We start from the raw sequence: 23,760 nt of genomic DNA on the forward strand, positions 1-23,760 counted from the left end.
TAAAAATCCTCACTCATTTACTGCTTTCAGCATTACGATTCTTTTGGGGCAGAATTTCGCCTTTGAAAATCCAGACTTTAACACCGATGATGCCATAAGTTGTCTTGGCTTCTGCAGTTCCGTAATCAACATCTGCACGGAATGTATGCAATGGCACACGGCCTTCACGATACCATTCACTTCGGGCAATCTCAGCACCACCGAGACGACCACTTACGCAAATCTTGATACCTTTAGCGCCTGCCTTCATTGCTGAAGTGACTGCACGCTTCATTGCTCTTCTGAACATGACGCGCTGCTCCAGCTGCTGAGCAATGCCTTCTGCTACGAGAGTTGAATCCAGCTCAGGCTTACGTACTTCTTCAATGTTCAAATGAACAGGTACACCCAGTTGTTTGGCGATATCGCCTCGCAGAGATTCAATACCACCGCCTTTTTTGCCGATAATGACGCCAGGGCGGGCAGTATGAATAGTAACAACTGCATTATTAGCCGGACGTTCAATCTGAATACGGCTAACGGCCGCAGCCATCAATTTTTTCTTAAGATCTTTTCTTAAGTTAATATCCTGATTAAGCAATCGGCCATAATCTCTACTGGCATACCACTTGGAATTCCAGTCTCTAATAATACCTAAACGGATACCTATAGGGTTTACTTTCTGTCCCATTGCTATTCCTCGTCAGACACTTTTATAGTGATATGGCATGTGCGTTTGCAGATGCGATTAGCACGACCCTTCGCTCTTGGGCTAATGCGCTTTAATGTCATCGCTTCATCGACACAAATCATACCTACTTTCAATTCGTCAATATCAGCACCGTTGTTGTTTTCCGCGTTAGCAATAGCAGATTCCAACAATTTCAGCATTAACTGGGCGCCTTTTTTAGGAGTAAAACGTAACACGTCTAACGCTCCTGAGACATCCATTTTGCGAATCATGTTTGCAACCAATCTGCCTTTTTGGGCGGACAGTGGTGCATTTCTTAATTTAGCTGTAACTTCCATCATTGCCTCTTACTTACCTTTGGCTTTTCTGTCGCCAGAGTGGCCTTTGAATGTACGAGTCATAGCAAACTCACCTAATTTATGACCGACCATATTGTCAGTAATGAACACAGGAACGTGATCCTTACCATTATGAACAGCCAATGTCAGATCAATCATCTCAGGTGTTATTGTTGAACGTCTTGACCAGGTCTTAATTGGTTTTTTTGATTTTGACGCAATAGCCGCTTCAACTTTTGCTAACAGATGACCATCAACGAAGGGACCTTTTCTAATAGAACGTGGCACTGTGATATCCTCTTAACTAATTATTTCTTCTTGCGACCTCTGACGATGAAACGGTCAGTGCGCTTGTTACTACGGGTTTTATAGCCTTTGGTAGGTACACCCCATGGAGTAACTGGATGTCTACCACCTGAAGTTCTACCCTCACCACCACCATGTGGGTGATCAACCGGGTTCATGGCCACACCACGTACAGTGGGTCGAATACCACGCCAACGTTTTGCACCCGCTTTACCTAAAGCCCTTAAGCTGTGTTCACTGTTGCTTACTTCACCAATGACAGCTCGGCAGGCGGTCAGCACTTTACGCATTTCGCCTGAACGAAGTTTTAAAGTGGCATAAACACCTTCTTTCGCAACGATTTGACCGCTGCATCCAGCACTTCTTAACAACTGAGCGCCTTTACCCGGTTTCATTTCCACGCAATGAATGGTGGTACCAACGGGGATATTGCGCAGCGGCAAACAGTTTCCTGTGCTGATTGGCGAGTCTTCACCACTCACAATCGTTTGTCCTGCTTCCAGACCTGCTGGAGCAATGATATAACGACGCTCACCGTCTTTATAGACGACAAGGGCAATCAATGCTGAACGGTTTGGATCATATTCAATACGCTCAACACGGGCTTCAATGCCGTCTTTGTTGCGTTTAAAATCAATAATACGGTACTTAGCACGTACACCTCCACCAATGTGGCGGACAGTGATACGGCCCTGGTTATTTCGACCACCCGTCTTGTTTAATTTTTCAACCAGAGCAGAATGGGGTTGCCCCTTATGAATATGATGGTGGACAACCCGTAATTCACCGCGCTTTCCTGGTGATGTTGGTTTCGATTTTAATAATGCCATCTTAATCTGCCTTATTCTGTCACTGTAAAGTCAATATCATGACCTTCATGTAATGCTACAAATGCTTTTTTCCAATCGCTTCGCTTACCACTTAATTGCTTGAAGCGCTTGTTTTTGCCTTTAACGTTCATGACTGTCACGCTTTTAACCTTGACTTTAAACATTTGCTCGACAGCGTGTTTAATTTCCTGTTTGGTCGCAGTCTTTAAAACTTTAAACGTGAATTGCTTGAACTTGTCAGCCATTACAGTTGCTTTTTCAGAGGTGTGTGGTTCTTTGAGAACCATTAATAAGCGCTCTGCATTCATTGTAACAACTCCTCTAAACTCTTCACTGCATCGCCAGTCATTAATACTTTCTCGAATCGCAGCAGGCTAACCGGATCAACCGTGTTAACGTCGCAAATATCATATTGATGCAGATTGCGAGAAGCCAAATACTCGTGCTCACCCACTTCATTCATCACAATTAATGCATTGGATAAATTTAAGTCCTTCATTTTAGACAGAAAATCTTTGGTTTTATGCGTTTTGCACTCAAAATCGCTAACAACGACAAGACTGTCCGTACGATGAAGTTCGGAGATTATACTACGCAAAGCACGTTTGTACATTTTTTTGTTAAGTTTTTGCGAATAATCTCGTTTCTTTGAAGCGAAGGTAACCCCACCGGAACGCCAGATTGGGCTACGAATCGTACCCGCTCTTGCTCGGCCTGTTCCTTTTTGACGCCATGGCTTTTTACCGCCACCGCTTACCTCAGAACGTGTTTTTTGGGCGCTATTACCACTGCGCGCATTGTTCATGAATGTAACGACCGCTTGATGAATCAAGCCTTCATTGTAACGATAGTCAAAAACATCTTCACTTACGCTAAGAGCAGTGTTTGTATCTTTTGTCTTAAGTTCCATTATTTGCCCCTTACTTGCTTCTTAACCGCGGGCCTTACTTCAATTCGTGCACCAGGGCATCCGGGAATGGCACCCTTAATCAAAAGAAGATTACGGTCACTATCAACACGAACCAATTCCAGGCTTTGAGTTGTGCAACGCACATTACCCAATTGGCCTGCCATTTTCTTACCTTTGAACACGCGTCCAGGTGTCTGGTTTTGACCAATAGAACCTAGAACACGGTGAGAACGGGAGTTACCGTGCGTAGCATCCTGAGTACGGAAATTATGGCGCTTTACACCACCGGCGAAACCCTTACCTTTGGTAATCCCGGAAACATCAACATATTGTCCAGCAGTAAAAACATCAGCAACAGACAGGGTTTGACCCACACTGTAACCATCCAATGCTTCAACTGGAAATTCACACATCATATCACCAGCTTCAATTTGCGCTTTGGCAAAATGGCCAGCTAAAGGCTTGCTCACATGGCTTGCCTTTTTTGTTCCAGCAGTAATTTGGATTGCTGTGTAACCATCAGTCTCAAGCGTTTTAAGTTGAGAAATACGGTTAGGCAATACCTCTACTACAGAAACAGGTACAGATACACCCTCATCTGTAAAAATTCGTGTCATGCCTACTTTTCGGCCTACTAACCCATTAGTCATTGTAACACCTCGTTAATATCCCTGGCCCGGATTATTCATCATCCAGGCTAATCTGAACGTCAACCCCGGCAGCCAAATCAAGCTTCATTAGCGCATCAACTGTCTTCTCAGTGGGATGTACAATGACAACAAGGCGTTTATGGGTACGTAATTCGTATTGGTCACGCGCATCTTTGTTAACATGCGGTGAAATCAATACAGTAAATTTCTCTTTCTTGATTGGCAAAGGTATTGGCCCACGGATTTGTGCGCCAGTACGTTTTGCTGTCTCTACGATTTCGCGAGTTGACGAATCAATCAAGCGATGATCAAATGATTTCAGACGAATCTTGATATTTTGTTGGTTACTCATTTTACTCACTCGATGATTTTAGCAACAACACCCGCACCTACGGTACGGCCACCTTCACGAATCGCGAAACGCAGACCTTCGTCCATCGCGATGGGTGAATGAAGATTTACAGTCATCTGGACGTTGTCTCCAGGCATAACCATCTCAACACCTTGCGGCAGATCACAGGAACCGGTTACGTCAGTCGTTCGGAAGTAAAACTGCGGACGATAGCCATTGAAAAACGGCGTATGACGGCCACCTTCGTCTTTTGACAGTACGTAAACTTCCGCTTCAAACTTGGTGTGCGGCTTGATCGTTCCTGGCTTCGCCAAGACCTGTCCACGCTCCACTTCATCACGCTTCGTACCACGCAACAGAACACCCACGTTGTCACCTGCTCGGCCTTCGTCAAGCAGCTTACGGAACATCTCAACACCAGTACACGTTGTCTTCTGAGTATCACGAATACCCACAATCTCAACTTCTTCACCGACTTTGACAATACCGCTTTCAACACGACCAGTGACTACTGTTCCGCGTCCAGAAATAGAGAATACGTCTTCGATCGGTAACAGGAAGGGCTTATCAATGTTACGTACAGGCTCAGGAATGTAAGAGTCCATCGTCTCAACCAGTTTAACAATCGCTGGGACTCCAATCTCGCTGGTATCGCCTTCCAATGCTTTCAATGCAGAACCAACAACAATAGGAATGTCATCCCCAGGGAATTCGTAGCTGCTCAGAAGGTCGCGTACTTCCATCTCAACCAGCTCTAATAATTCAGGATCGTCTACCATGTCCGCTTTGTTCATGAACACAACAATGTACGGTACACCAACCTGACGAGACAGCAGAATGTGTTCGCGTGTTTGAGGCATCGGACCATCCGCAGCGGAAACCACCAGAATTGCTCCATCCATCTGAGCAGCACCCGTAATCATGTTCTTAACATAATCCGCGTGTCCTGGGCAGTCAACGTGGGCATAATGTCGGTTCGTGGATTCATATTCTACGTGAGCCGTAGAAATCGTAATACCACGCTCTCTTTCTTCCGGTGCAGCATCGATCTGGTCGTATGCTTTTGCCGTGCCGCCATGCAGGCCTGCCATAATCGTTGTAATCGCTGCCGTCAGCGTTGTCTTTCCATGGTCTACGTGACCAATCGTTCCAACGTTTACGTGTGGCTTCTTACGCTCAAACTTTTCCTTCGCCATTTCTCTATACCTCGTTAACTTTAACTTTTATTGTTTCTTGATGATCGCTTCAGCAATATTATTAGGAGCTTCTGCATAGCGTGAAAACTCCATAGAGTAGGTTGCTCTACCCTGTGTTGCCGAACGTACATCGGTTGCATATCCAAACATTTCAGCCAAAGGCACTTCCGCTCGGATGACTTTTCCTGCAGGAGAGTCTTCCATGCCCTGAACCAATCCACGACGTCTGTTGAGGTCACCCATCACATCACCCATGTAATCTTCAGGCGTAACGACCTCGACACTCATAATCGGCTCAAGCAGAACAGGTTTCGCTTTTGTGGCTCCTTGTTTGAAACATTGAGAACCAGCAATTTTAAATGCCATCTCACTGGAATCCACTTCGTGGAAAGATCCATCAAACAGAGTCACTTTAACATCGACTACTGGATACCCTGCAATAACACCATTTTGCAACTGTTCCTGGATGCCTTTGTCAACTGCCGGAATGTATTCTTTGGGAATTACACCACCGACAATCGCATTGACAAACTCGTACCCTGCCCCTGCCTCGTTTGGCTCAATTTTAAGCCATACATGTCCATACTGACCACGGCCGCCTGATTGGCGAACGAATTTACCTTCCTGTTCAACAGAGGCTTTAATCGTTTCACGGTAGGCAACCTGTGGCTTCCCAACATTCGCTTCCACGTTAAATTCACGCTTCATGCGATCCACAATAATCTCAAGATGTAACTCACCCATTCCCTGAATAATTGTTTGCCCTGACTCTTCATCAGTATGAACACGGAATGAGGGGTCTTCCTGAGCAAGCTTACCTAAAGCTATCGACATTTTTTCCTGGTCAGCTTTGGTTTTTGGCTCTACAGCAACTGCAATCACTGGATCAGGAAAGTCCATTCTTTCAAGAATAACCACTGAATCAGAATCACAGAGGGTATCACCAGTCGTCACAGTTTTTAAGCCGACGGCTGCAGCGATATCACCCGCGTGTACTTCTTTGATTTCTTCACGGGAATTGGCATGCATTTGAAGAAGACGGCCTATACGCTCTTTTTTACCTTTTACCGAGTTGTATACCGTGTCACCACTTTTAAGTACACCTGAATAAGTTCGGAAATAGGTCAATGTCCCAACGAAAGGGTCTGTAGCAATTTTAAATGCCAGTGCAGAGAACGGCTCATCATACGATGTTTTACGTCGAATTTCTTCGCCATGTTCGTCGTGCCCTTTAATAGCCGGAATGTCAATGGGGGACGGCAGATAATCAATAACGCCGTCCAACACAGCCTGAACCCCTTTATTTTTAAAGGCTGAACCACAGAAGACAGGTACCATTTCATTGGTAATGGTCCGCTGTCTTAATGCCTTTTTGATTTCTTCTTCGGTGAATTCGCCGCCTTCCAGGTATTTTTCCATTAACTCTTCAGATGCTTCAGCAGCGGCTTCGATGATCAAGCCACGGTATTCTTCACATTGGGCAAGCATAGCTTCTGGAATCGGTTTGTATTCAAAAGACATGCCTTTGTTTTCTTCATCCCAATGGATTGCCTTCATTTTAATTAAGTCAACCACACCAACAAAAGCTTCTTCGGCACCGATTGGCATTTGAACGACAACAGGATTTGAACCCAGACGTTGTTTAATTTGACTGACTACGCGCAAGAAGTTTGCACCCATACGGTCCATTTTATTGACAAACACAACGCGTGGAACACCGTATTTGTCAGCCTGACGCCATACGGTTTCTGATTGCGGTTCAACTCCGGATACAGCATCGAATACTACTACAGCACCATCGAGAACACGTAAAGAACGCTCCACCTCAATCATGAAGTCAACGTGGCCCGGAGTATCAATAATATTGATACGGTGGCGAGCATATTGCTTGTCCATTCCAGCCCAGTAACACGTTGTTGCTGCAGAGGTAATCGTGATTCCGCGTTCCTGCTCCTGAACCATCCAGTCCATGGTTGCAGCGCCATCATGCACTTCACCAATTTTATGTGACATACCGGTGTAATACAGAACACGCTCAGTGGTCGTTGTTTTACCAGCATCCACGTGGGCGGCAATACCAATGTTTCTGTATAGTTCTAACGGAGTAGACACGACGTAACCTCTCTGTTAATTCCATCTAAAATGTGCAAAAGCCTGGTTAGCTTTGGCCATTTTATGAGTGTCTTCACGTTTTTTCACGGCAGAACCTTTGCTTTCGAATGCATCGATTAATTCGCCTGCCAACCGTAACATCATTCCTTTTTCGCCGCGTGAACGGGCAGCCTGGACTATCCAGCGCATGCCAAGCGCAATGCTTCTATCCATACGGACTTCAACAGGAACCTGGTAGGTCGCACCGCCGACTCGTCTTGAACGCACTTCCACACTGGGTCTTACATTATCAAGAGCTTGTTCAAAGTAATGAAGAACACTAGCGGAACCAGCACTGGATGAACCAGTCTCGCCCTCTTCGTCGTTCTTTTTGCTTTTCTTAATGCGCTCATTCAAGAGATCAAGGGCGCCATAGGTAATCTTTTCGGCAGTTGATTTTTTACCGCTTACCATCAGGACGTTAATGAATTTGGCTAAAAGTTCGCTGTGATGCTTTGGATCAGGCAAAATTTCGCGTTTGGGTACTTCTCTTCTTCTTGGCATTTCAATTTCCTACAATCAGATTATTTCTTGTCTTTCGGCTTCTTGGTACCGTATTTAGAACGACCTTGTTTACGATCGTTGACACCAGAGGTATCCAGACTTCCACGAACGGTATGATAGCGCACACCAGGCAAGTCTTTTACCCTACCGCCGCGAATTAATACAACAGAGTGTTCCTGCAGGTTATGGCCTTCACCACCGATGTAGGAAGATACTTCATAACCATTGGTCAAGCGCACACGTGCTACCTTACGCATAGCTGAGTTTGGCTTTTTAGGGGTTGTAGTATATACACGAGTACATACACCTCGTCGTTGTGGACAGGATTGCAAAGCAGGGACCTTACTTTTCTCTTCGATGTCTCTGCGAGGCTTTCTTACTAACTGATTAATAGTAGCCATTTATTGTTAACTCCGAACTTTATCTCTTGTCTATATTTTGAATGCATAAGGAGGCCGGATTCTATATAGCTCCGGCAGATTTGTCAAGTTAAACCTGCCGGGGTTACATCAATCCAAGTTAATCATTATGATTGTCTGCGTTCAACGCTTCACTTAATGCATGCTCTACATCACTTGCAGTGACGGTATGTGCGGTATGCTCAGTACTTGCAGCTCTGGCACGTCTCGCCTTGCGGCCCTGGTGGTAGGCATAGCCTGTTCCCGCAGGAATCAGTCGACCGACCATCACATTCTCTTTCAAACCACGAAGATCATCGACCTTGCCGCTAACAGCCGCTTCGGTAAGTACTCTTGTGGTTTCTTGGAATGACGCCGCTGAAATAAACGATTCTGTCGCCAAGGAAGCCTTAGTAATACCCAGCAATATGGGGGTACCATGGGCAGGTTGTTTTCCTTCAGCAACCAATTTGTCATTTTCATGCAGCATCACGCTTTCTTCAACATGCTCGCCTGCCAGGAATTTCGAATCACCGGCAAATGTAATTACCCGTTTACGCAACATTTGTCGAACAATGGTTTCGATATGCTTGTCATTGATTTTTACCCCCTGCAGGCGGTAAACATCCTGAACCTCGTTAACGATGTAATTGGCCAGCGCGCCGACACCAAGCAAACGCAGTATATCGTGTGGGTTAAGCGGACCTTCTGCGATCACTTCCCCTCGCTCAACATGCTCACCCTCAAACACCGAAATATGACGCCATTTTGGTATTAATTCTTCATGGAACTGATTTTCTGACGCTGTAATAATCAGACGACGTTTTCCTTTGGTTTCCTTACCAAAGTTTACCAGACCTGATATTTCAGCCATCACCGCAGCATCTTTAGGTTTTCTAGCCTCAAACAAGTCAGCTACACGCGGAAGACCCCCGGTAATATCACGTGTCTTGGAACGCTCCTGCGGAATACGGGCAATGACATCACCCACGCCGACACTATTACCGTCTTCAAAGTTAATGATTGCATCCACAGGAAGATAATACTGGGCGGGGACATTGGTTCCTGCCAGGTAAATGTCTTCGCCGTCATCAGACACAAGCTTAACCATAGGACGCATGTCACGACCAGCAGAGCTTCGTTGCTTGGCATCGATGACCACAATATTACTCAGACCCGTTATTTCATCGGTCTGACGATTCATGGTCATGCCTTCGATAAGGTCAATGAATTTCAGCTTACCGCTTACTTCAGAAATAACCGGGTGGGTATGAGGATCCCAGCTGGCAATAACCTGACCGGCCTCAACTGCCATGTTGTCATGAACAGTGAGCACAGAACCATAAGGTAATTTATAGCGCTCACGCTCACGGCCGAAGTCATCCACAATCGATACTTCCCCAGAACGTGATACAGCGACTAAGTTGCCATTCTCGTGAGTAACCGTCTTGATGTTATGCAGACGAATAACCCCTTTATTCTTAATCTGAATATTATTGGCTGCCGTTGCCCTGGATGCCGCACCCCCGATATGGAAAGTACGCATGGTTAACTGAGTACCGGGTTCACCGATGGATTGCGCCGCAATAATCCCCACGGCTTCTCCGGTGTTCACCAGATGACCACGAGCCAGATCGCGTCCATAACATTTGGCACACAGACCAAACCGGGTTTCACAGGTTATGGGTGAGCGAACCAGAATTTGATCGACGCCAAGCTTTTCAAGCTTCTCTACCCAGTCCTCGTCCAGGAGGGTACCGGCGGTTACAACCGCGTCTTCCTGATTGGGAATATAAACATCCGTAGCAACCACACGACCCAATACCCTTTCATGCAAGGGTTCAACAATATCCCCACCCTCAATGAGAGGCTGCATGAGAATACCATTTTCGGTACCGCAATCATCCTGGGTAATCACCACATCCTGAGCGACATCCACCAGACGACGCGTCAGATAACCGGAGTTTGCTGTTTTTAACGCGGTATCGGCCAAACCTTTACGGGCACCGTGAGTCGAAATGAAGTACTGGAATACGTTCAGTCCTTCTCGGAAGTTCGCTGTAATCGGCGTCTCAATAATGGAGCCGTCTGGAGCCGCCATCAATCCCCGCATACCGGCGAGCTGGCGAATCTGGGCAGCAGAACCCCGCGCCCCGGAGTCAGCCATCATGAAGATGGGGTTAAATGATTCCTGACGCGTTGTATTTCCAGCGCGATCAATCACTTCTTCCGTTGCGATTTTACTCATCATCGACTTCGCCACCATTTCATTGGTACGCGACCAGATATCGATAACCTTATTGTAACGCTCGCCATTGGTTACCAGACCGGAACGGAATTGCGATTCAATCTCACGCACTTCATTATCAGCCTGCTCAATAATCACGGCCTTGTCGTCTGGAATCTCCATGTCTTCAATACCAATCGATGCACCGGCACGCGTGGCGTACTTAAACCCGGTATACATCAGCTGGTCAGCGAAAATGACAGTTTCTTTCAGCCCAAATTTACGGTAGCAATGGTCAACAACACGCGAAATAACTTTTTTAGTCATCGTACGGTTGATTTGTGCGAACGCCATTCCTTTAGGCAGAATATCAGCCAGAATCGCACGGCCTACCGTGGTATCCACGAGATGAACACCAGCGTTACCACCGTTTTCGCCGTCTTCATCATCTTTGGGCATGCGTACTTTAATTTTGGCATGAATATCGATGTAGCCAGCTTCATAAAAATTCTGAGCTTCCTGGGCGCTGGCAAAAATTTTGCCCTCCCCTTTGGCATTGATACGTTCGCGCGTCAGGTAATAAAGACCGAGCACCACGTCCTGACTGGGAACAATAATCGGCTCACCGCTCGCGGGAGACAGAATATTGTTAGTGGACATCATCAGCGACCGGGCTTCCAATTGCGCTTCCAGGGTTAACGGAACGTGAACAGCCATCTGGTCACCGTCGAAGTCTGCGTTATACGCAGTACATACGAGCGGATGGAGCTGGATTGCTTTCCCTTCAATTAACACGGGCTCAAAGGCCTGGATACCTAAACGGTGCAACGTCGGTGCACGGTTTAACAGAATGGGATGCTCTCGGATCACATCATCCAGAATGTCCCAAACAATCGGCTCTTCGCGCTCGACCATTTTCTTGGCCGCTTTAATCGTGGTAGCAAGACCTCGGAATTCGAGCTTGCTGAAGATAAAGGGTTTGAACAGTTCCAGCGCCATTTTTTTCGGCAGACCGCACTGGTGCAAACGCAAAGTCGGACCGACTACAATCACAGAACGACCGGAATAGTCAACGCGCTTACCTAGAAGGTTCTGACGGAAACGACCCTGCTTTCCTTTAATCATGTCGGCAAGTGATTTTAATGGACGCTTGTTGGTCCCTGTAATCGCTCTGCCGCGGCGGCCGTTATCCAGCAGCGCATCAACTGATTCCTGCAGCATACGCTTTTCGTTACGGACAATGATGTCCGGTGCGTTCAGATCCAGTAATCGCTTCAGGCGGTTGTTACGGTTAATCACGCGACGGTATAAATCATTCAAATCGGATGTAGCAAAACGTCCGCCATCCAGAGGCACTAAAGGCCTTAAATCAGGAGGCAATACGGGCAGGACATCCATAATCATCCATTCCGGCTTGTTACCCGACTCATAGAATGCTTCGATTAATTTTAAGCGCTTGGTGATTTTCTTAATTTTGGTTTCAGAATTGGTGGTAGGCAATTCTTCACGCAGAGTGCGTATTTCTTCTTCAAGATCAATCTGGCGTAATAAATCACGGATGGCTTCTGCACCCATGCGGGCATCGAATTCATCACCGTATTGCTCCATTGCTTCCAGATACACTTCATCATTCAGCAACTGACCGCGCTCCAACTCGGTCATACCGGGATCGACCACGACAAACGCTTCAAAATAAAGAACGCGCTCGATATCACGCAGCGTCATATCCAGCAAAAGACCAATTCTGGACGGAAGTGACTTCAGGAACCAGATATGGGCCACTGGACTGGCCAGCTCAATGTGCCCCATACGTTCACGGCGGACTTTAGCCAATGCCAGTTCTACACCGCATTTTTCACAAATAACGCCGCGGTGCTTAAGTCGTTTGTACTTACCACACAAACATTCGTAATCCTTCACCGGGCCAAACGTTTTTGCGCAGAATAAACCATCGCGCTCCGGTTTAAAGGTACGGTAATTAATGGTCTCGGGTTTTTTTACTTCCCCGTAAGACCAGGATCGAATTAATTCAGGTGAAGCCAATGCGATTTTAATCGCATCGAATTCTTCACTTTGCCCTTGTTGTTTGAGGATACCAAGCAAATCACTCATTACAGGTGCTTTTCTCATTGGGTCGCTGCTTAGATTAGCCAAGTCTATGCCTCCAAAAATTTGTTTATCAGAATTGATCGCTGAACGTGTTAGTCGTGGTTCAGTTCGATATCAATACCCAATGCTCTAATTTCCTTCAGTAATACATTGAAGGATTCAGGCATTCCAGGATCCATACGATGATCACCATCAACTATGTTTTTATATATCTTCGTTCGTCCTCCGACATCGTCTGATTTAACTGTTAACATTTCCTGCAACGTGTAAGCCGCGCCATAAGCTTCCAATGCCCAGACCTCCATCTCACCGAAGCGCTGGCCCCCGAATTGAGCCTTACCGCCAAGCGGCTGCTGAGTAACCAGACTATACGAACCGGTGGAGCGGGCGTGCATTTTGTCGTCCACAAGGTGATTCAGTTTGAGCATGTACATGTAACCGACGGTGACGGGGTTATCAAATGTCTTACCCGTACGCCCATCAATCAGCATGGTTTTTCCATCAGCAGGCAATCCAGCAAGCTCAAGCATGGATTTAATTTCTGCTTCATTGGCGCCGTCAAACACCGGTGTCGCCATGGGAACGCCGGCACGCAGGTTGTCAGCAAGAATAGCGACTTCGTTGTCATCAAGCTTTTCAAGGTGAACACGCTGAACGCCATCATGATTGTAGATCTTGCCCAGGAATTCACGAATCTGCTTAACGGGCTTATTGCTGTCAACTAAGTCGGCAATGCGCTGTCCCAAACCCTTGGCAGCAAGTCCTAAGTGCGTTTCCAGAACCTGACCAATGTTCATACGGGACGGTACACCTAATGGATTCAATACGATATCAACCGCAGTACCATCCGCCATGTAAGGCATGTCTTCAACGGGAACCACAATGGAAATAACCCCTTTGTTTCCGTGGCGACCAGCCATCTTATCACCCGGCTGAATGCGACGCTTAACTGCAAGATACACTTTAACAATTTTTAGAACGCCGGGAGCCAAATCATCGCCCTGGATAATTTTTTTACGGCTGTCGTTAAAGCGCTTTTCCATTTCTTTGCCAAGCAATTCAAGCTGCTTGGACAATTGTTCCAATTGCTGGCTGATAACTTCGTCATCCACGCGAACATCAAACCATTTGCTTCTGTCCACTTTCTCCAGATAGGATTCAGTGATTTTAGAGCCCGGCTTAATGCTGGATGGACCGCCTGCTGCCGTTTTACCCAGCAACAAATTATAGACGCGGTGATAAATGTCTTCTTCGCGAATACGTCGTTCATCGATAAGGTCTTTACGGACGCGGGCCAGATGCTCTTCTTCAATACTCTTGGCACGCTCGTCTTTTTCCAGACCATCCCGTGTAAAGACTTGAACGTCAATCACTGTTCCGTTCATGCCGGATGGAACGCGCAAGGAAGAATCTTTTACATCAGACGCTTTCTCACCGAAAATGGCTCTTAATAATTTCTCTTCCGGTGTTAACTGTGTTTCGCCTTTTGGCGTGACTTTACCAACGAGAATATCGCCTGCGGAGACCTCAGCACCAATATACACCACACCCGATTGATCGAGATTGGCCAATGCTGATTCACCCACATTAGGGATGTCCGCCGTAATTTCTTCCGTTCCGAGTTTGGTATCGCGAGCAATACAGGTTAATTCTTCAATATGAATGGTGGTGAAGCGATCTTCCTGGACAATACGCTCTGAAATTAAAATCGAGTCTTCGAAGTTATAACCGTTCCAGGGCATGAAGGCGACCAGCAAGTTCTGCCCCAGTGCCAATTCACCCATGTCAGTACACGGGCCATCGGCAAGAACATCACCCTTCTGAATACGATCACCTGTATTGACAATGGGACGCTGATTAATACAGGTATCCTGGTTAGAACGGAAATATTTCGTCAGGTTATAAATGTCTACCCCGGTTTCACCCGCAGTGGTTTCGTCATCGTTAACGCGGACAACGATACGGGAGGCATCAACCAAATCAATCACACCGCCACGTTTGGCAACAACAGAAACACCGGAATCAGAAGCCACTGTGCGCTCCATTCCCGTACCAACCAGCGGCTTTTCAGAACGCAGTGTGGGTACCGCCTGACGTTGCATGTTAGAACCCATCAAGGCACGGTTCGCGTCATCGTGCTCCAGGAAAGGAATCAATGAGGCTGCAACGGATACGATCTGCTTAGGCGACACATCCATGTAGTTAATTTTATCCGGTGTCGTCAATGAGAATTCATTCTGGTGACGGCAAGGAACCAAATCGGCAAGGATTTTGCCTTTTTCGTCTACTGCTACGCTCGATTGAGCAATGTATTGATCGACTTCTTCGATCGCTGACAGGTATTCAATATCGTCCGTGACATAGCCATCAATTACTTTACGGCAAGGTGTTTCAATAAAACCATAGTCATTGGTACGGGCGTAGACAGAGAGTGAATTGATCAAACCGATGTTTGGACCTTCAGGCGTTTCAATCGGGCAAACACGGCCATAGTGGGTGGTGTGAACGTCGCGGACTTCAAATCCTGCGCGCTCTCGAGTTAACCCGCCTGGGCCCAGAGCTGAAACACGACGCTTGTGAGTCACGCCGGAAAGGGGGTTAACTTGATCCATAAACTGCGATAACTGGCTTGAACCAAAAAATTCTTTAATGGCAGCAGAAACTGGCTTGGCGTTAATCAAATCCTGAGGCATCAGGTTTTCAGATTCAACCAGGCTTAAACGCTCTTTGACCGCACGCTCAACACGGACCAAACCAACACGGAACTGGTTTTCTGTCATTTCACCCACGCTGCGTACACGTCGGTTACCCAGATGATCAATGTCATCAACCATGCCAATACCGTTACGAATATCAATCAATGTTTTGATAACTGCGAGAATGTCTTCTTTCGTTAACGTTCCTGGACCCTGATCTTCTTTGCGCCCTACGCGTCGATTAAATTTCATACGGCCGACTGCGGATAAATCATAGCGATCTTCCGCAAAGAAAAGGTTTTTAAATAAGGCTTCCGCCGCTTCTTTTGTTGGCGGCTCACCAGGACGCATCATGCGATAAATTTCAACCAGCGCTTCAAGTTGGCTGTTGGTGGGATCAATTTTTAAGGTGTCAGAAATATAAGAACCATGATCCAGATCGTTGGTATAGATCATTTCAAATGACAAAATGCCATGTTCAGCCAACTGATCTAATAATTCAGAGGTGACTTCATCATTGGCATTCGCCAACACTTCACCTGTTTCAGTATTAACAATGTTTCTGGCGAGTATCTTACCGACCAGATAATCCTGCGGGACCACGAGATCCTGCATGTTGCTCTTTTCCATCATTTTAATATGACGGGCAGTAATGCGGCGGCCCTGCTCAACGATCAGCTCACCCGTTTCAGGAACAGCAATATCAAACGATGCAATTTCACCGCGCAGACGAGCAGGAATGAGATTAATGTGGAATTCACCATTGCGCAGTTGGCAAACGGTCGATTCAAAAAATTCAGCGAGGATATCTTCAACTTCATACCCCAGTGCACGTAATAAAATGCTGACTGGTAATTTTCTACGGCGGTCAATACGCACGAAAACACAGTCTTTAGGATCGAATTCAAAATCAAGCCATGAACCACGGTATGGAATAATACGGGCGGAATAAAGCAGTTTACCGGAAGAATGCGTCTTTCCGCGATCATGTTCAAATATAACACCGGGCGAGCGATGCAACTGCGAAACAACAACGCGCTCGGTTCCATTAACAACGAAAGTACCGACGTCAGTCATTAATGGAATTTCACCCATGAACACATCTTGTTCACGGATATCCTTGATGGGCTTTGGTTCACCAGCCGCATCTTTGTCAAGGACCACAAGTCTGATTTTAACACGCAGAGGAGCTGAATACGTTAAACCACGTAATTTACACTCTCTCACGTCAAAGGCGGGTTCGCCCAATTTGTAACCCACGTATTCTAAGCGGGCATTACCAGAAAAACTTTCAATAGGAAATACGGATGAGAACGCTGCATGCAAACCTGTTTTCTGTTCTGAGTTGGCTTTTGAATCAGCTTCCAGAAAATCTCTATAGGACTTTAACTGAATGTCCAGGAGATTGGGAATCGCCATCTTGTCAGCTTGCCTGCCAAAGCTCTTACGGAATCGTTTCTTCTCGGCGTGAGAATAGTGTTGAGGTTTAGCTTCTGCAGTTGCCATGGTGGTTCCTCTGTAAATTATTGATCATCAAACACACAAACCCAGCCATGTAACCATGGCCGGGTTCTGAAATAGAGACGTATAATTATTACTTAACGTCAACAGTCGCGCCAGCTTCTTCCAGATCTTTCTTGATGCTAGCTGCTTCGTCTTTCGATACACCTTCTTTAACAGTGGCAGGTGCACCTTCAACCAGGTCTTTTGCTTCTTTCAAGCCTAAACCGGTGATGTTACGAATGACTTTAATAACGCCGACTTTGTTAGAGCCAAAGCTTGTCATTACCACGTCAAACTCTGTCTTTTCTTCAGCAGCAGCAGATGCAGCAGCAGCGGGTGCAGCGACAGCTACAGCAGCAGCGGCGGCAGAAACGCCAAATTTTTCTTCCATTGCCTCGATCAGCTCAACAACTTCCATTACGGTCATGTTAGAGATTGTTTCAAGGATCTCATTTTTTGATACAGCCATTACTAGCTCCTAATTAAATATAATCGATTATCGGAATTTTACTGTTCTTTTTTGTCTTTGATTGCAGCAACCGTTCTAACCAGTTTGGCATGCGGTTCAGCAAGTGTTCTGACAAATTTCTCAATAGGCGCTTTCATCACAAACATCAGTTTGGCTATTGCCTCGTCTTTAGTCGGTAAGCTGGCTACTGCATCTAATTGCTCAGCGCCATAGACTTTACCGCCTACAGACAATGCTTTGATTTCAAGCTTGTCAAATGTTTTTACGAAATCCTTTAATAGTCTTGCCGCATCACTTGGTGCTTCAAGTGATAAAGCGATAAATAAAGGACCAACCAATTTGTCGCTCAAGCAGGAAAAATCAGTGTTTTCAAATGCTCTACGGGTTAATGTATTTCTTACAACCCTTAGATAAACACCGGATTTGCGAGCCTGGCTACGCAATTGGGTCATTTGGTTTACAGTCAAACCACGATAATCAGCAACCACAGCTGAAATAGCCTTAGAAGCAACTGCATTTACTTCTTCGACAACAGCTTTCTTTGCAGCTAATGTTATCGTCACGTTAGTGACCTCCTAAGTTGTGCAAATCTAAATGATTTGACAGTTATGGTGGCCGTCTCAGAATAACTTCTGTTCCGGTTCACCGTCTGCGCAGGGTAATTAAGCATTTCTGCACCTGCGGTCTTCGACGGCATGGAACGAGTCTATGCCGTGAATTCGAAATTCGGGTCAGATATATTACACAGGTAATGATGCAATATCAATAGGTAATCCAGGACCCATTGTGGTTGATAAGGTAATTTTTTTCAAATATACCCCTTTAGATGAAGCCGGTTTTGCCTTTTTCAAGTCAACCATTAACGCGGTAATGTTTTCAATGAGATCATCCGAAGTGAAATCAATTTTACCAACAGTACAATGGATAATACCGTTTTTATCGGTTCGATAACGAACCTGACCTGACTTAGCATCGGAAACGGCTGCTTCCACATTCGTAGTAACCGTACCGACTTTGGGGTTAGGCATCAGACCGCGAGGACCGAGAATTTGACCTAATTGGCCCACAATGCGCATAGCATCCGGTGTAGCAATGACTACATCAAAATCCAGTTCACCTGCTTTGATTTTGTCTGCCAGATCTTCAAAACCGACCAGATCAGCGCCGGCATTTTTAGCTTTGGTGGCATTGTCACCTTGTGCAAACACCGCAACACGGACGGTTTTACCCGTACCTTTTGGCAGATTGGTTGATGTTCTAACAACCTGATCTGATTTTCTTGGATCGACGCCAAGATTAACGCTGATATCCACGCTTTCTCTGAATTTGCTACTTGCAAACTCTTTCAGAATTTCAATCGCTTCAGCTGGATTATACAAATAATTGATTTTAACTTTTTCGCGAATTTTCTGTTGTTTTTTACTTAAACTTGCCATGGTAGTGCCCCTTATTATCAACCTTCAACTTCGATTCCCATGCTACGGGCAGTTCCAGCAATGGTGCGTACCGCTGCATCTAAACTTCCGGCAGTTAAATCGGGTTCTTTTGTTTTGGCAATTTCTTCGAGCTGAGCCCGATTCAATGTTGCCACCTTCTTAGTATTGGGGTTACTACTACCACTTTGCAGACCCGCTGTCTTTTTCAATAAGATAGAAGCTGGAGGCGTTTTAGTAATAAAAGTAAAACTGCGATCACTGTATACAGTAATAACAACAGGGATAGGTAAACCTTGTTCCAAATTCTGTGTTGCCGCATTAAAGGCTTTACAGAATTCCATAATGTTTACGCCGCGCTGACCCAGAGCAGGACCTACTGGAGGACTTGGATTAGCCTTTCCTGCCGGGATCTGTAACTTGACATAACCTTCAACTTTTTTAGCCATGATGACTCCTTATGGGTATAGCGCCAATGTCTGATTTGGTAATCAGTGTTTGGCTTCCCGTTACTAACAAAAATCAGGTTTTCTCAACCTGACTGAACTCCAACTCGACAGGAGTGGAGCGACCAAAAATGAGAACAGCAACTCGTAGACGGCTTTTCTCATAATTGACCTCTTCGACAACGCCGTTAAAGTCAACGAAAGGACCTTCCTTAACTCTAACCACTTCGCCAGGTTCAAACAGAATTTTAGGTTTAGGCTTGGTAACACCATCCTCAACACGCTGCAGAATAGCTTGCGCTTCTTTATCGCTAATAGGAGTAGGCGTCTGGCTTGTGCCGCCAATGAAACCAAGTACACGTGGAATCGCTCGGATCATATGCCATGTGGCATCATCCATCACCATGTTAACAAGGACATAACCAGGGAAAAATTTACGGGTGCTTTTACGTTTTTGACCCGCGCGCATTTCAACCACTTCCTCAGAAGGGACAACAACTTCGCCTATTTTATCCTGCAGATGGTGGTGCTCAGCACGTGATTTAATTTCGCGCATTACAAAATTTTCATAGCCTGAGTAGGCATGAACAACATACCACTGCTTAGATTTTTGTTCTTCAACCTTGTTCTGTTCTTCCACCTTGATCTCAACCTAAATGTGTTATTTTAGCAATGACCCACATCATTGCAGAATCAACGCCCCACAAGATAAAACCTGTCACAGCGACCATGATCATAACAATGGAAGTAGTCTGTATGGTTTCTTGTCGGGAGGGCCAAACCACTTTTTGTAGTTCTACTTTGGCTTCGTTTGCAAACTCAAAAACCTGCTGCCCTTTGTTGGTAAAGAATGCAAGTATAGCACAACCTACCAGCCAACCAATCCATATAATAATTTTAACCGGCGCGGAATAAGAATAATAATAGGTAACAAAAAAAGAACCCGCAGTTAGTATCAGTATCCCTAACCACAAGATTGCTTCTTTGAATGTAAATCTTGAATTTGATGAATTAGTCATATGTATTCTGTTAGTTGGCAGGCCAGGAGGGAATCGAACCCCCAACCTGCGGTTTTGGAGACCGCCACTCTGCCAATTGAGCTACTGGCCTAACTTAACATGTCGGGTGCAAACCGTGTTTGCACCCAAACCATCCATTACTCGATGATTTTAGCAACAACACCTGCACCTACGGTACGGCCACCTTCACGAATCGCGAAACGCAGACCTTCGTCCATCGCGATGGGTGAATGAAGATTTACAGTCATCTGGACGTTGTCTCCAGGCATAACCATCTCAACACCTTGCGGCAGATCACAAGAACCGGTTACGTCAGTCGTTCGGAAGTAAAACTGCGGACGATAGCCATTGAAAAACGGCGTATGACGGCCACCTTCGTCTTTTGACAGTACGTAAACTTCCGCTTCAAACTTGGTGTGCGGCTTGATCGTTCCTGGTTTCGCCAAGACCTGTCCACGCTCCACTTCATCACGCTTCGTACCACGCAACAGAACACCCACGTTGTCACCTGCTCGGCCTTCGTCAAGCAGCTTACGGAACATCTCAACACCAGTACACGTTGTCTTCTGAGTATCACGAATACCCACAATCTCAACTTCTTCACCGACTTTGACAATACCGCTTTCAACACGACCAGTGACTACTGTTCCGCGTCCAGAAATAGAGAATACGTCTTCGATCGGTAACAGGAAGGGCTTATCAATGTTACGTACAGGCTCAGGAATGTAAGAGTCCATCGTCTCAACCAGTTTAACAATCGCTGGGACTCCAATCTCGCTGGTATCGCCTTCCAATGCTTTCAATGCAGAACCAACAACAATAGGAATGTCATCCCCAGGGAATTCGTAGCTGCTCAGAAGGTCGCGTACTTCCATCTCAACCAGCTCTAATAATTCAGGATCGTCTACCATGTCCGCTTTGTTCATGAACACAACAATGTACGGTACACCAACCTGACGAGACAGCAGAATGTGTTCGCGTGTTTGAGGCATCGGACCATCCGCAGCGGAAACCACCAGAATCGCTCCATCCATCTGAGCAGCACCCGTAATCATGTTCTTAACATAATCCGCGTGTCCTGGGCAGTCAACGTGGGCATAATGTCGATTCGTGGATTCATATTCTACGTGAGCCGTAGAAATCGTAATACCACGCTCTCTTTCTTCCGGTGCAGCATCGATCTGGTCGTATGCTTTTGCCGTGCCGCCATGCAGGCCTGCCATAATCGTTGTAATCGCTGCCGTCAGCGTTGTCTTTCCATGGTCTACGTGACCAATCGTTCCAACGTTTACGTGTGGCTTCTTACGCTCAAACTTTTCCTTCGCCATCGGAAAATCTCCCCTAATAAATGATCATAATTTTGGTGCCCACAACTGGACTCGAACCAGCGACCTCTTCCTTACCAAGGAAGTGCTCTACCGCCTGAGCTATGTGGGCCTTAAGCATCAGACACAATACATCCATGAGAAAATTAAATACTTGGAGCGGGTGATGGGAATCGAACCCACGCTATCAGCTTGGAAGGCTGAAGTTCTACCATTGAACTACACCCGCGTGCCTTTCTCTTTCTCAACTGGTGGAGGGGGAAGGATTCGAACCTTCGAAGGCTGAGCCGTCAGATTTACAGTCTGATCCCTTTGACCGCTCGGGAACCCCTCCAAAAAAAAACGCCATTTTCTTTCAGGAAATGACTAAAGTCAAGTGCTTTAGCGCATGGGATTAGACTAAGTGGTGCTGGCACCAGGAATCGAACCCGGGACCTACTGATTACAAGTCAGTTGCTCTACCAACTGAGCTACGCCAGCATTACTCTTTTCTAATGTAGACTATCCTTGCCTACTGTGTGCCACATACAATGGTCTTGTTTTCTAAATAAAGCCCTGGCGATGACCTACTTTCACATGAGGAAGCCTCACACTATCATCGGCGCGAGTCTGTTTCACTTCTGAGTTCGAGATGGATTCAGGTGGTTCCAGAATGCTATGGTCGCCAGGAAAACGGTTTAAGCGTCATGGTTGTCTCGGTGCTACCCGATTGGCCATGAGGCCGGTAAAGAATAGAGTCACATTCATGTTATCCATGTAACCTGAAGCACATCAGGTTATATGGTCAAGACAATCAGCCAATTAGTACGAGTTAGCTTCACGCATTACTGCGCTTCCACACCTCGCCTATCAACGTCGTAGTCTTCAACGGGCTTCATGGGAAAACTCATCTTGAGGGAGGCTTCCCGCTTAGATGCTTTCAGCGGTTATCCCGTCCGAACTTAGCTACCCGGCAATGCCACTGGCGTGACAACCGGTACACCAGAGGTTCGTCCACTCCGGTCCTCTCGTACTAGGAGCAGCTCCTCTCAATTTTCCTACGCCCACGGCAGATAGGGACCGAACTGTCTCACGACGTTCTAAACCCAGCTCGCGTACCACTTTAAATGGCGAACAGCCATACCCTTGGGACCTGCTTCAGCCCCAGGATGTGATGAGCCGACATCGAGGTGCCAAACACCGCCGTCGATATGAACTCTTGGGCGGTATCAGCCTGTTATCCCCGGAGTACCTTTTATCCGTTGAGCGATGGCCCTTCCATACAGAACCACCGGATCACTAAGACCTACTTTCGTACCTGCTCGAGCCGTCACTCTCGCAGTCAAGCACCCTTTTGCCTTTACACTCTTGGTACGATGTCCGACCGTACCGAGGGTACCTTTGTGCTCCTCCGTTACTCTTTGGGAGGAGACCGCCCCAGTCAAACTACCCATCATACACTGTCCTCATCCAGGATTACTGGACCAAGTTAGAACCTCAATAATAACAGGGTGGTATTTCAAGGTCGGCTCCATGCGAACTGGCGTCCGCACTTCTTAGCCTCCCACCTATCCTACACAGTTATCATCAAAGTCCAGTGCAAAACTATAGTAAAGGTTCACGGGGTCTTTCCGTCTAGCCGCGGGTACACTGCATCTTCACAGCGATTTCAATTTCACTGAGTCTCGGGTGGAGACAGTGTGGCCATCGTTACGCCATTCGTGCAGGTCGGAACTTACCCGACAAGGAATTTCGCTACCTTAGGACCGTTATAGTTACGGCCGCCGTTTACCGGGGCTTCGATCAAGAGCTTCTCCGAAGATAACCCCATCAATTAACCTTCCGGCACCGGGCAGGCGTCACACCCTATACGTCTTCTTACGAATTTGCAGAGTGCTGTGTTTTTAATAAACAGTCGCAGCCACCTGGTCTCTGCGGCCCTCAACAGCTTTGTTGCGCAGGCAACTAACCATCAAGGGCGTACCTTCTCCCGAAGTTACGGTACCATTTTGCCTAGTTCCTTCACCCGAGTTCTCTCAAGCGCCTTAGTATTCTCTACCTGTCCACCTGTGTCGGTTTGCGGTACGGTTTCCTATAAGTTATGGCTAGCAGCTTTTCCTGGAAGCTTGGCATCAATGACTTCTCTGTACCCCGAAAGGTCAGAACCACTTCGCACCTCCGTGTTAATAAGAGACCGGATTTGCCAAGTCTCTCCACCTACGTGCAAGTACCGGGACAACCAACGCCCG

At 46.5% G+C, this 23,760-nt stretch carries 21 protein-coding genes, 5 tRNA genes and 2 rRNA genes (1 of these 28 only partly in view); all 28 read right to left on the reverse strand.

Annotated features, from left to right (window positions below; all coding sequences use genetic code 11):
* Nucleotides 1-13: 13 nt before the first annotated feature.
* Nucleotides 14-670: a 30S ribosomal protein S3 gene (gene rpsC / locus DYE45_RS13400; RefSeq protein ID WP_058532476.1), complete on the reverse strand. Its 657-nt coding sequence runs from the start codon at nucleotides 668-670 to the stop codon at nucleotides 14-16.
* A gap of 2 nt (nucleotides 671-672) precedes the next feature.
* Entirely contained in the window at nucleotides 673-1,008 is a 336-nt protein-coding gene (gene rplV, locus DYE45_RS13405) for a 50S ribosomal protein L22 (protein WP_108294519.1), read from the reverse strand.
* Between the two features lie 9 nt (nucleotides 1,009-1,017).
* Nucleotides 1,018-1,296: a 30S ribosomal protein S19 gene (rpsS, locus tag DYE45_RS13410; protein WP_058526618.1), complete on the reverse strand. Its 279-nt coding sequence runs from the start codon at nucleotides 1,294-1,296 to the stop codon at nucleotides 1,018-1,020.
* A gap of 20 nt (nucleotides 1,297-1,316) precedes the next feature.
* Nucleotides 1,317-2,144, reverse strand: coding sequence for a 50S ribosomal protein L2 (rplB, locus tag DYE45_RS13415; RefSeq protein ID WP_108294373.1), 828 nt, complete (start codon nucleotides 2,142-2,144; stop codon nucleotides 1,317-1,319).
* A gap of 11 nt (nucleotides 2,145-2,155) precedes the next feature.
* Complete coding sequence (gene rplW / locus DYE45_RS13420) at nucleotides 2,156-2,452, reverse strand: 50S ribosomal protein L23 (protein ID WP_058532478.1); 297 nt, start codon at nucleotides 2,450-2,452, stop codon at nucleotides 2,156-2,158.
* Nucleotides 2,449-3,054 (reverse strand): 50S ribosomal protein L4, encoded by a 606-nt coding sequence (gene rplD, locus DYE45_RS13425; protein WP_108294371.1) that lies wholly within the window; start codon nucleotides 3,052-3,054, stop codon nucleotides 2,449-2,451. Before rplD ends, rplW begins: the two co-directional genes overlap by 4 nt.
* A complete protein-coding gene (gene rplC / locus DYE45_RS13430; protein WP_108294369.1) occupies nucleotides 3,054-3,704 on the reverse strand; it encodes a 50S ribosomal protein L3 in 651 nt (216 codons plus the stop codon). Before rplC ends, rplD begins: the two co-directional genes overlap by 1 nt.
* Nucleotides 3,705-3,735: 31 nt before the next feature.
* The gene (gene rpsJ, locus DYE45_RS13435; RefSeq protein WP_058526623.1) at nucleotides 3,736-4,056 is read right to left on the reverse strand and encodes a 30S ribosomal protein S10; all 321 of its coding nucleotides are present in this window, start codon (nucleotides 4,054-4,056) and stop codon (nucleotides 3,736-3,738) included.
* Nucleotides 4,057-4,061: 5 nt separating this feature from the next.
* Nucleotides 4,062-5,252 (reverse strand): elongation factor Tu, encoded by a 1,191-nt coding sequence (gene tuf / locus DYE45_RS13440; protein ID WP_108294347.1) that lies wholly within the window; start codon nucleotides 5,250-5,252, stop codon nucleotides 4,062-4,064.
* Between the two features lie 27 nt (nucleotides 5,253-5,279).
* Nucleotides 5,280-7,364, reverse strand: a complete 2,085-nt coding sequence (gene fusA, locus DYE45_RS13445; RefSeq protein WP_115301000.1) for an elongation factor G — start codon at nucleotides 7,362-7,364, stop codon at nucleotides 5,280-5,282.
* Nucleotides 7,365-7,379: 15 nt separating this feature from the next.
* Entirely contained in the window at nucleotides 7,380-7,907 is a 528-nt protein-coding gene (gene rpsG / locus DYE45_RS13450) for a 30S ribosomal protein S7 (protein WP_108294365.1), read from the reverse strand.
* Nucleotides 7,908-7,927: 20 nt separating this feature from the next.
* A complete protein-coding gene (gene rpsL, locus DYE45_RS13455; protein ID WP_058526626.1) occupies nucleotides 7,928-8,308 on the reverse strand; it encodes a 30S ribosomal protein S12 in 381 nt (126 codons plus the stop codon).
* Between the two features lie 118 nt (nucleotides 8,309-8,426).
* Entirely contained in the window at nucleotides 8,427-12,644 is a 4,218-nt protein-coding gene (gene rpoC / locus DYE45_RS13460) for a DNA-directed RNA polymerase subunit beta' (RefSeq protein WP_165481727.1), read from the reverse strand.
* An 89-nt stretch (nucleotides 12,645-12,733) separates the two neighbouring features.
* Nucleotides 12,734-16,843: a DNA-directed RNA polymerase subunit beta gene (gene rpoB / locus DYE45_RS13465; protein ID WP_108294361.1), complete on the reverse strand. Its 4,110-nt coding sequence runs from the start codon at nucleotides 16,841-16,843 to the stop codon at nucleotides 12,734-12,736.
* A gap of 88 nt (nucleotides 16,844-16,931) precedes the next feature.
* A complete protein-coding gene (gene rplL, locus DYE45_RS13470) occupies nucleotides 16,932-17,309 on the reverse strand; it encodes a 50S ribosomal protein L7/L12 (protein ID WP_108294359.1) in 378 nt (125 codons plus the stop codon).
* Nucleotides 17,310-17,347: 38 nt separating this feature from the next.
* The gene (gene rplJ / locus DYE45_RS13475; protein ID WP_108294357.1) at nucleotides 17,348-17,872 is read right to left on the reverse strand and encodes a 50S ribosomal protein L10; all 525 of its coding nucleotides are present in this window, start codon (nucleotides 17,870-17,872) and stop codon (nucleotides 17,348-17,350) included.
* Nucleotides 17,873-18,049: 177 nt separating this feature from the next.
* Nucleotides 18,050-18,745, reverse strand: coding sequence for a 50S ribosomal protein L1 (rplA, locus tag DYE45_RS13480; RefSeq protein ID WP_108294355.1), 696 nt, complete (start codon nucleotides 18,743-18,745; stop codon nucleotides 18,050-18,052).
* 17 nt (nucleotides 18,746-18,762) lie between these two features.
* On the reverse strand, nucleotides 18,763-19,191 hold the full coding sequence (gene rplK / locus DYE45_RS13485) for a 50S ribosomal protein L11 (protein WP_108294353.1): 429 nt from the start codon (nucleotides 19,189-19,191) through the stop codon (nucleotides 18,763-18,765).
* A gap of 73 nt (nucleotides 19,192-19,264) precedes the next feature.
* On the reverse strand, nucleotides 19,265-19,828 hold the full coding sequence (nusG, locus tag DYE45_RS13490) for a transcription termination/antitermination protein NusG (protein ID WP_108294351.1): 564 nt from the start codon (nucleotides 19,826-19,828) through the stop codon (nucleotides 19,265-19,267).
* Between the two features lie 7 nt (nucleotides 19,829-19,835).
* Nucleotides 19,836-20,207 carry a preprotein translocase subunit SecE gene (gene secE, locus DYE45_RS13495; RefSeq protein WP_108294349.1) on the reverse strand — a complete coding sequence of 124 codons (372 nt, stop codon included), beginning with the start codon at nucleotides 20,205-20,207 and terminating at the stop codon, nucleotides 19,836-19,838.
* A gap of 15 nt (nucleotides 20,208-20,222) precedes the next feature.
* Nucleotides 20,223-20,298 (reverse strand) — tRNA-Trp (locus DYE45_RS13500).
* Nucleotides 20,299-20,344: 46 nt separating this feature from the next.
* Nucleotides 20,345-21,535: an elongation factor Tu gene (gene tuf / locus DYE45_RS13505; protein ID WP_108294347.1), complete on the reverse strand. Its 1,191-nt coding sequence runs from the start codon at nucleotides 21,533-21,535 to the stop codon at nucleotides 20,345-20,347.
* A 33-nt stretch (nucleotides 21,536-21,568) separates the two neighbouring features.
* Nucleotides 21,569-21,644 (reverse strand) — tRNA-Thr (locus DYE45_RS13510).
* 43 nt (nucleotides 21,645-21,687) lie between these two features.
* Nucleotides 21,688-21,761, reverse strand: a tRNA-Gly gene (locus tag DYE45_RS13515).
* A 20-nt stretch (nucleotides 21,762-21,781) separates the two neighbouring features.
* Nucleotides 21,782-21,866, reverse strand: a tRNA-Tyr gene (locus DYE45_RS13520).
* Between the two features lie 70 nt (nucleotides 21,867-21,936).
* Nucleotides 21,937-22,012 (reverse strand) — tRNA-Thr (locus tag DYE45_RS13525).
* A 73-nt stretch (nucleotides 22,013-22,085) separates the two neighbouring features.
* A 5S ribosomal RNA gene (rrf, locus tag DYE45_RS13530) occupies nucleotides 22,086-22,201 on the reverse strand.
* 111 nt (nucleotides 22,202-22,312) lie between these two features.
* Nucleotides 22,313-23,760: ribosomal RNA gene (locus DYE45_RS13535) — 23S ribosomal RNA — on the reverse strand; it runs 1,447 nt beyond the window's last position.

It is taken from the genome of Legionella taurinensis (assembly GCF_900452865.1).
In the GTDB taxonomy this organism is placed as follows: Bacteria; Pseudomonadota; Gammaproteobacteria; order Legionellales; family Legionellaceae; genus Legionella_C; species Legionella_C taurinensis.

Excerpts from the sequence above, each read along its gene's own strand:
- rplV (WP_108294519.1), bottom strand. The coding sequence starts at position 1,008 with ATGGAAGTTACAGCTAAATTAAGAAATGCACCACTGTCCGCCCAAAAA.
- tuf (WP_108294347.1), bottom strand. The coding sequence starts at position 21,535 with ATGGCGAAGGAAAAGTTTGAGCGTAAGAAGCCACACGTAAACGTTGGA.
- rpsC (WP_058532476.1), bottom strand. The coding sequence starts at position 670 with ATGGGACAGAAAGTAAACCCTATAGGTATCCGTTTAGGTATTATTAGA.
- rplW (WP_058532478.1), bottom strand. The coding sequence starts at position 2,452 with ATGAATGCAGAGCGCTTATTAATGGTTCTCAAAGAACCACACACCTCT.
- rpoB (WP_108294361.1), bottom strand. The coding sequence starts at position 16,843 with ATGGCAACTGCAGAAGCTAAACCTCAACACTATTCTCACGCCGAGAAG.
- tuf (WP_108294347.1), bottom strand. The coding sequence starts at position 5,252 with ATGGCGAAGGAAAAGTTTGAGCGTAAGAAGCCACACGTAAACGTTGGA.
- rplB (WP_108294373.1), bottom strand. The coding sequence starts at position 2,144 with ATGGCATTATTAAAATCGAAACCAACATCACCAGGAAAGCGCGGTGAA.
- rpsL (WP_058526626.1), bottom strand. The coding sequence starts at position 8,308 with ATGGCTACTATTAATCAGTTAGTAAGAAAGCCTCGCAGAGACATCGAA.
- rplK (WP_108294353.1), bottom strand. The coding sequence starts at position 19,191 with ATGGCTAAAAAAGTTGAAGGTTATGTCAAGTTACAGATCCCGGCAGGA.
- rplA (WP_108294355.1), bottom strand. The coding sequence starts at position 18,745 with ATGGCAAGTTTAAGTAAAAAACAACAGAAAATTCGCGAAAAAGTTAAA.
- rplC (WP_108294369.1), bottom strand. The coding sequence starts at position 3,704 with ATGACTAATGGGTTAGTAGGCCGAAAAGTAGGCATGACACGAATTTTT.
- rplL (WP_108294359.1), bottom strand. The coding sequence starts at position 17,309 with ATGGCTGTATCAAAAAATGAGATCCTTGAAACAATCTCTAACATGACC.
- rpsJ (WP_058526623.1), bottom strand. The coding sequence starts at position 4,056 with ATGAGTAACCAACAAAATATCAAGATTCGTCTGAAATCATTTGATCAT.
- secE (WP_108294349.1), bottom strand. The coding sequence starts at position 20,207 with ATGACTAATTCATCAAATTCAAGATTTACATTCAAAGAAGCAATCTTG.
- rpsG (WP_108294365.1), bottom strand. The coding sequence starts at position 7,907 with ATGCCAAGAAGAAGAGAAGTACCCAAACGCGAAATTTTGCCTGATCCA.
- rpoC (WP_165481727.1), bottom strand. The coding sequence starts at position 12,644 with ATGAGTGATTTGCTTGGTATCCTCAAACAACAAGGGCAAAGTGAAGAA.
- rplD (WP_108294371.1), bottom strand. The coding sequence starts at position 3,054 with ATGGAACTTAAGACAAAAGATACAAACACTGCTCTTAGCGTAAGTGAA.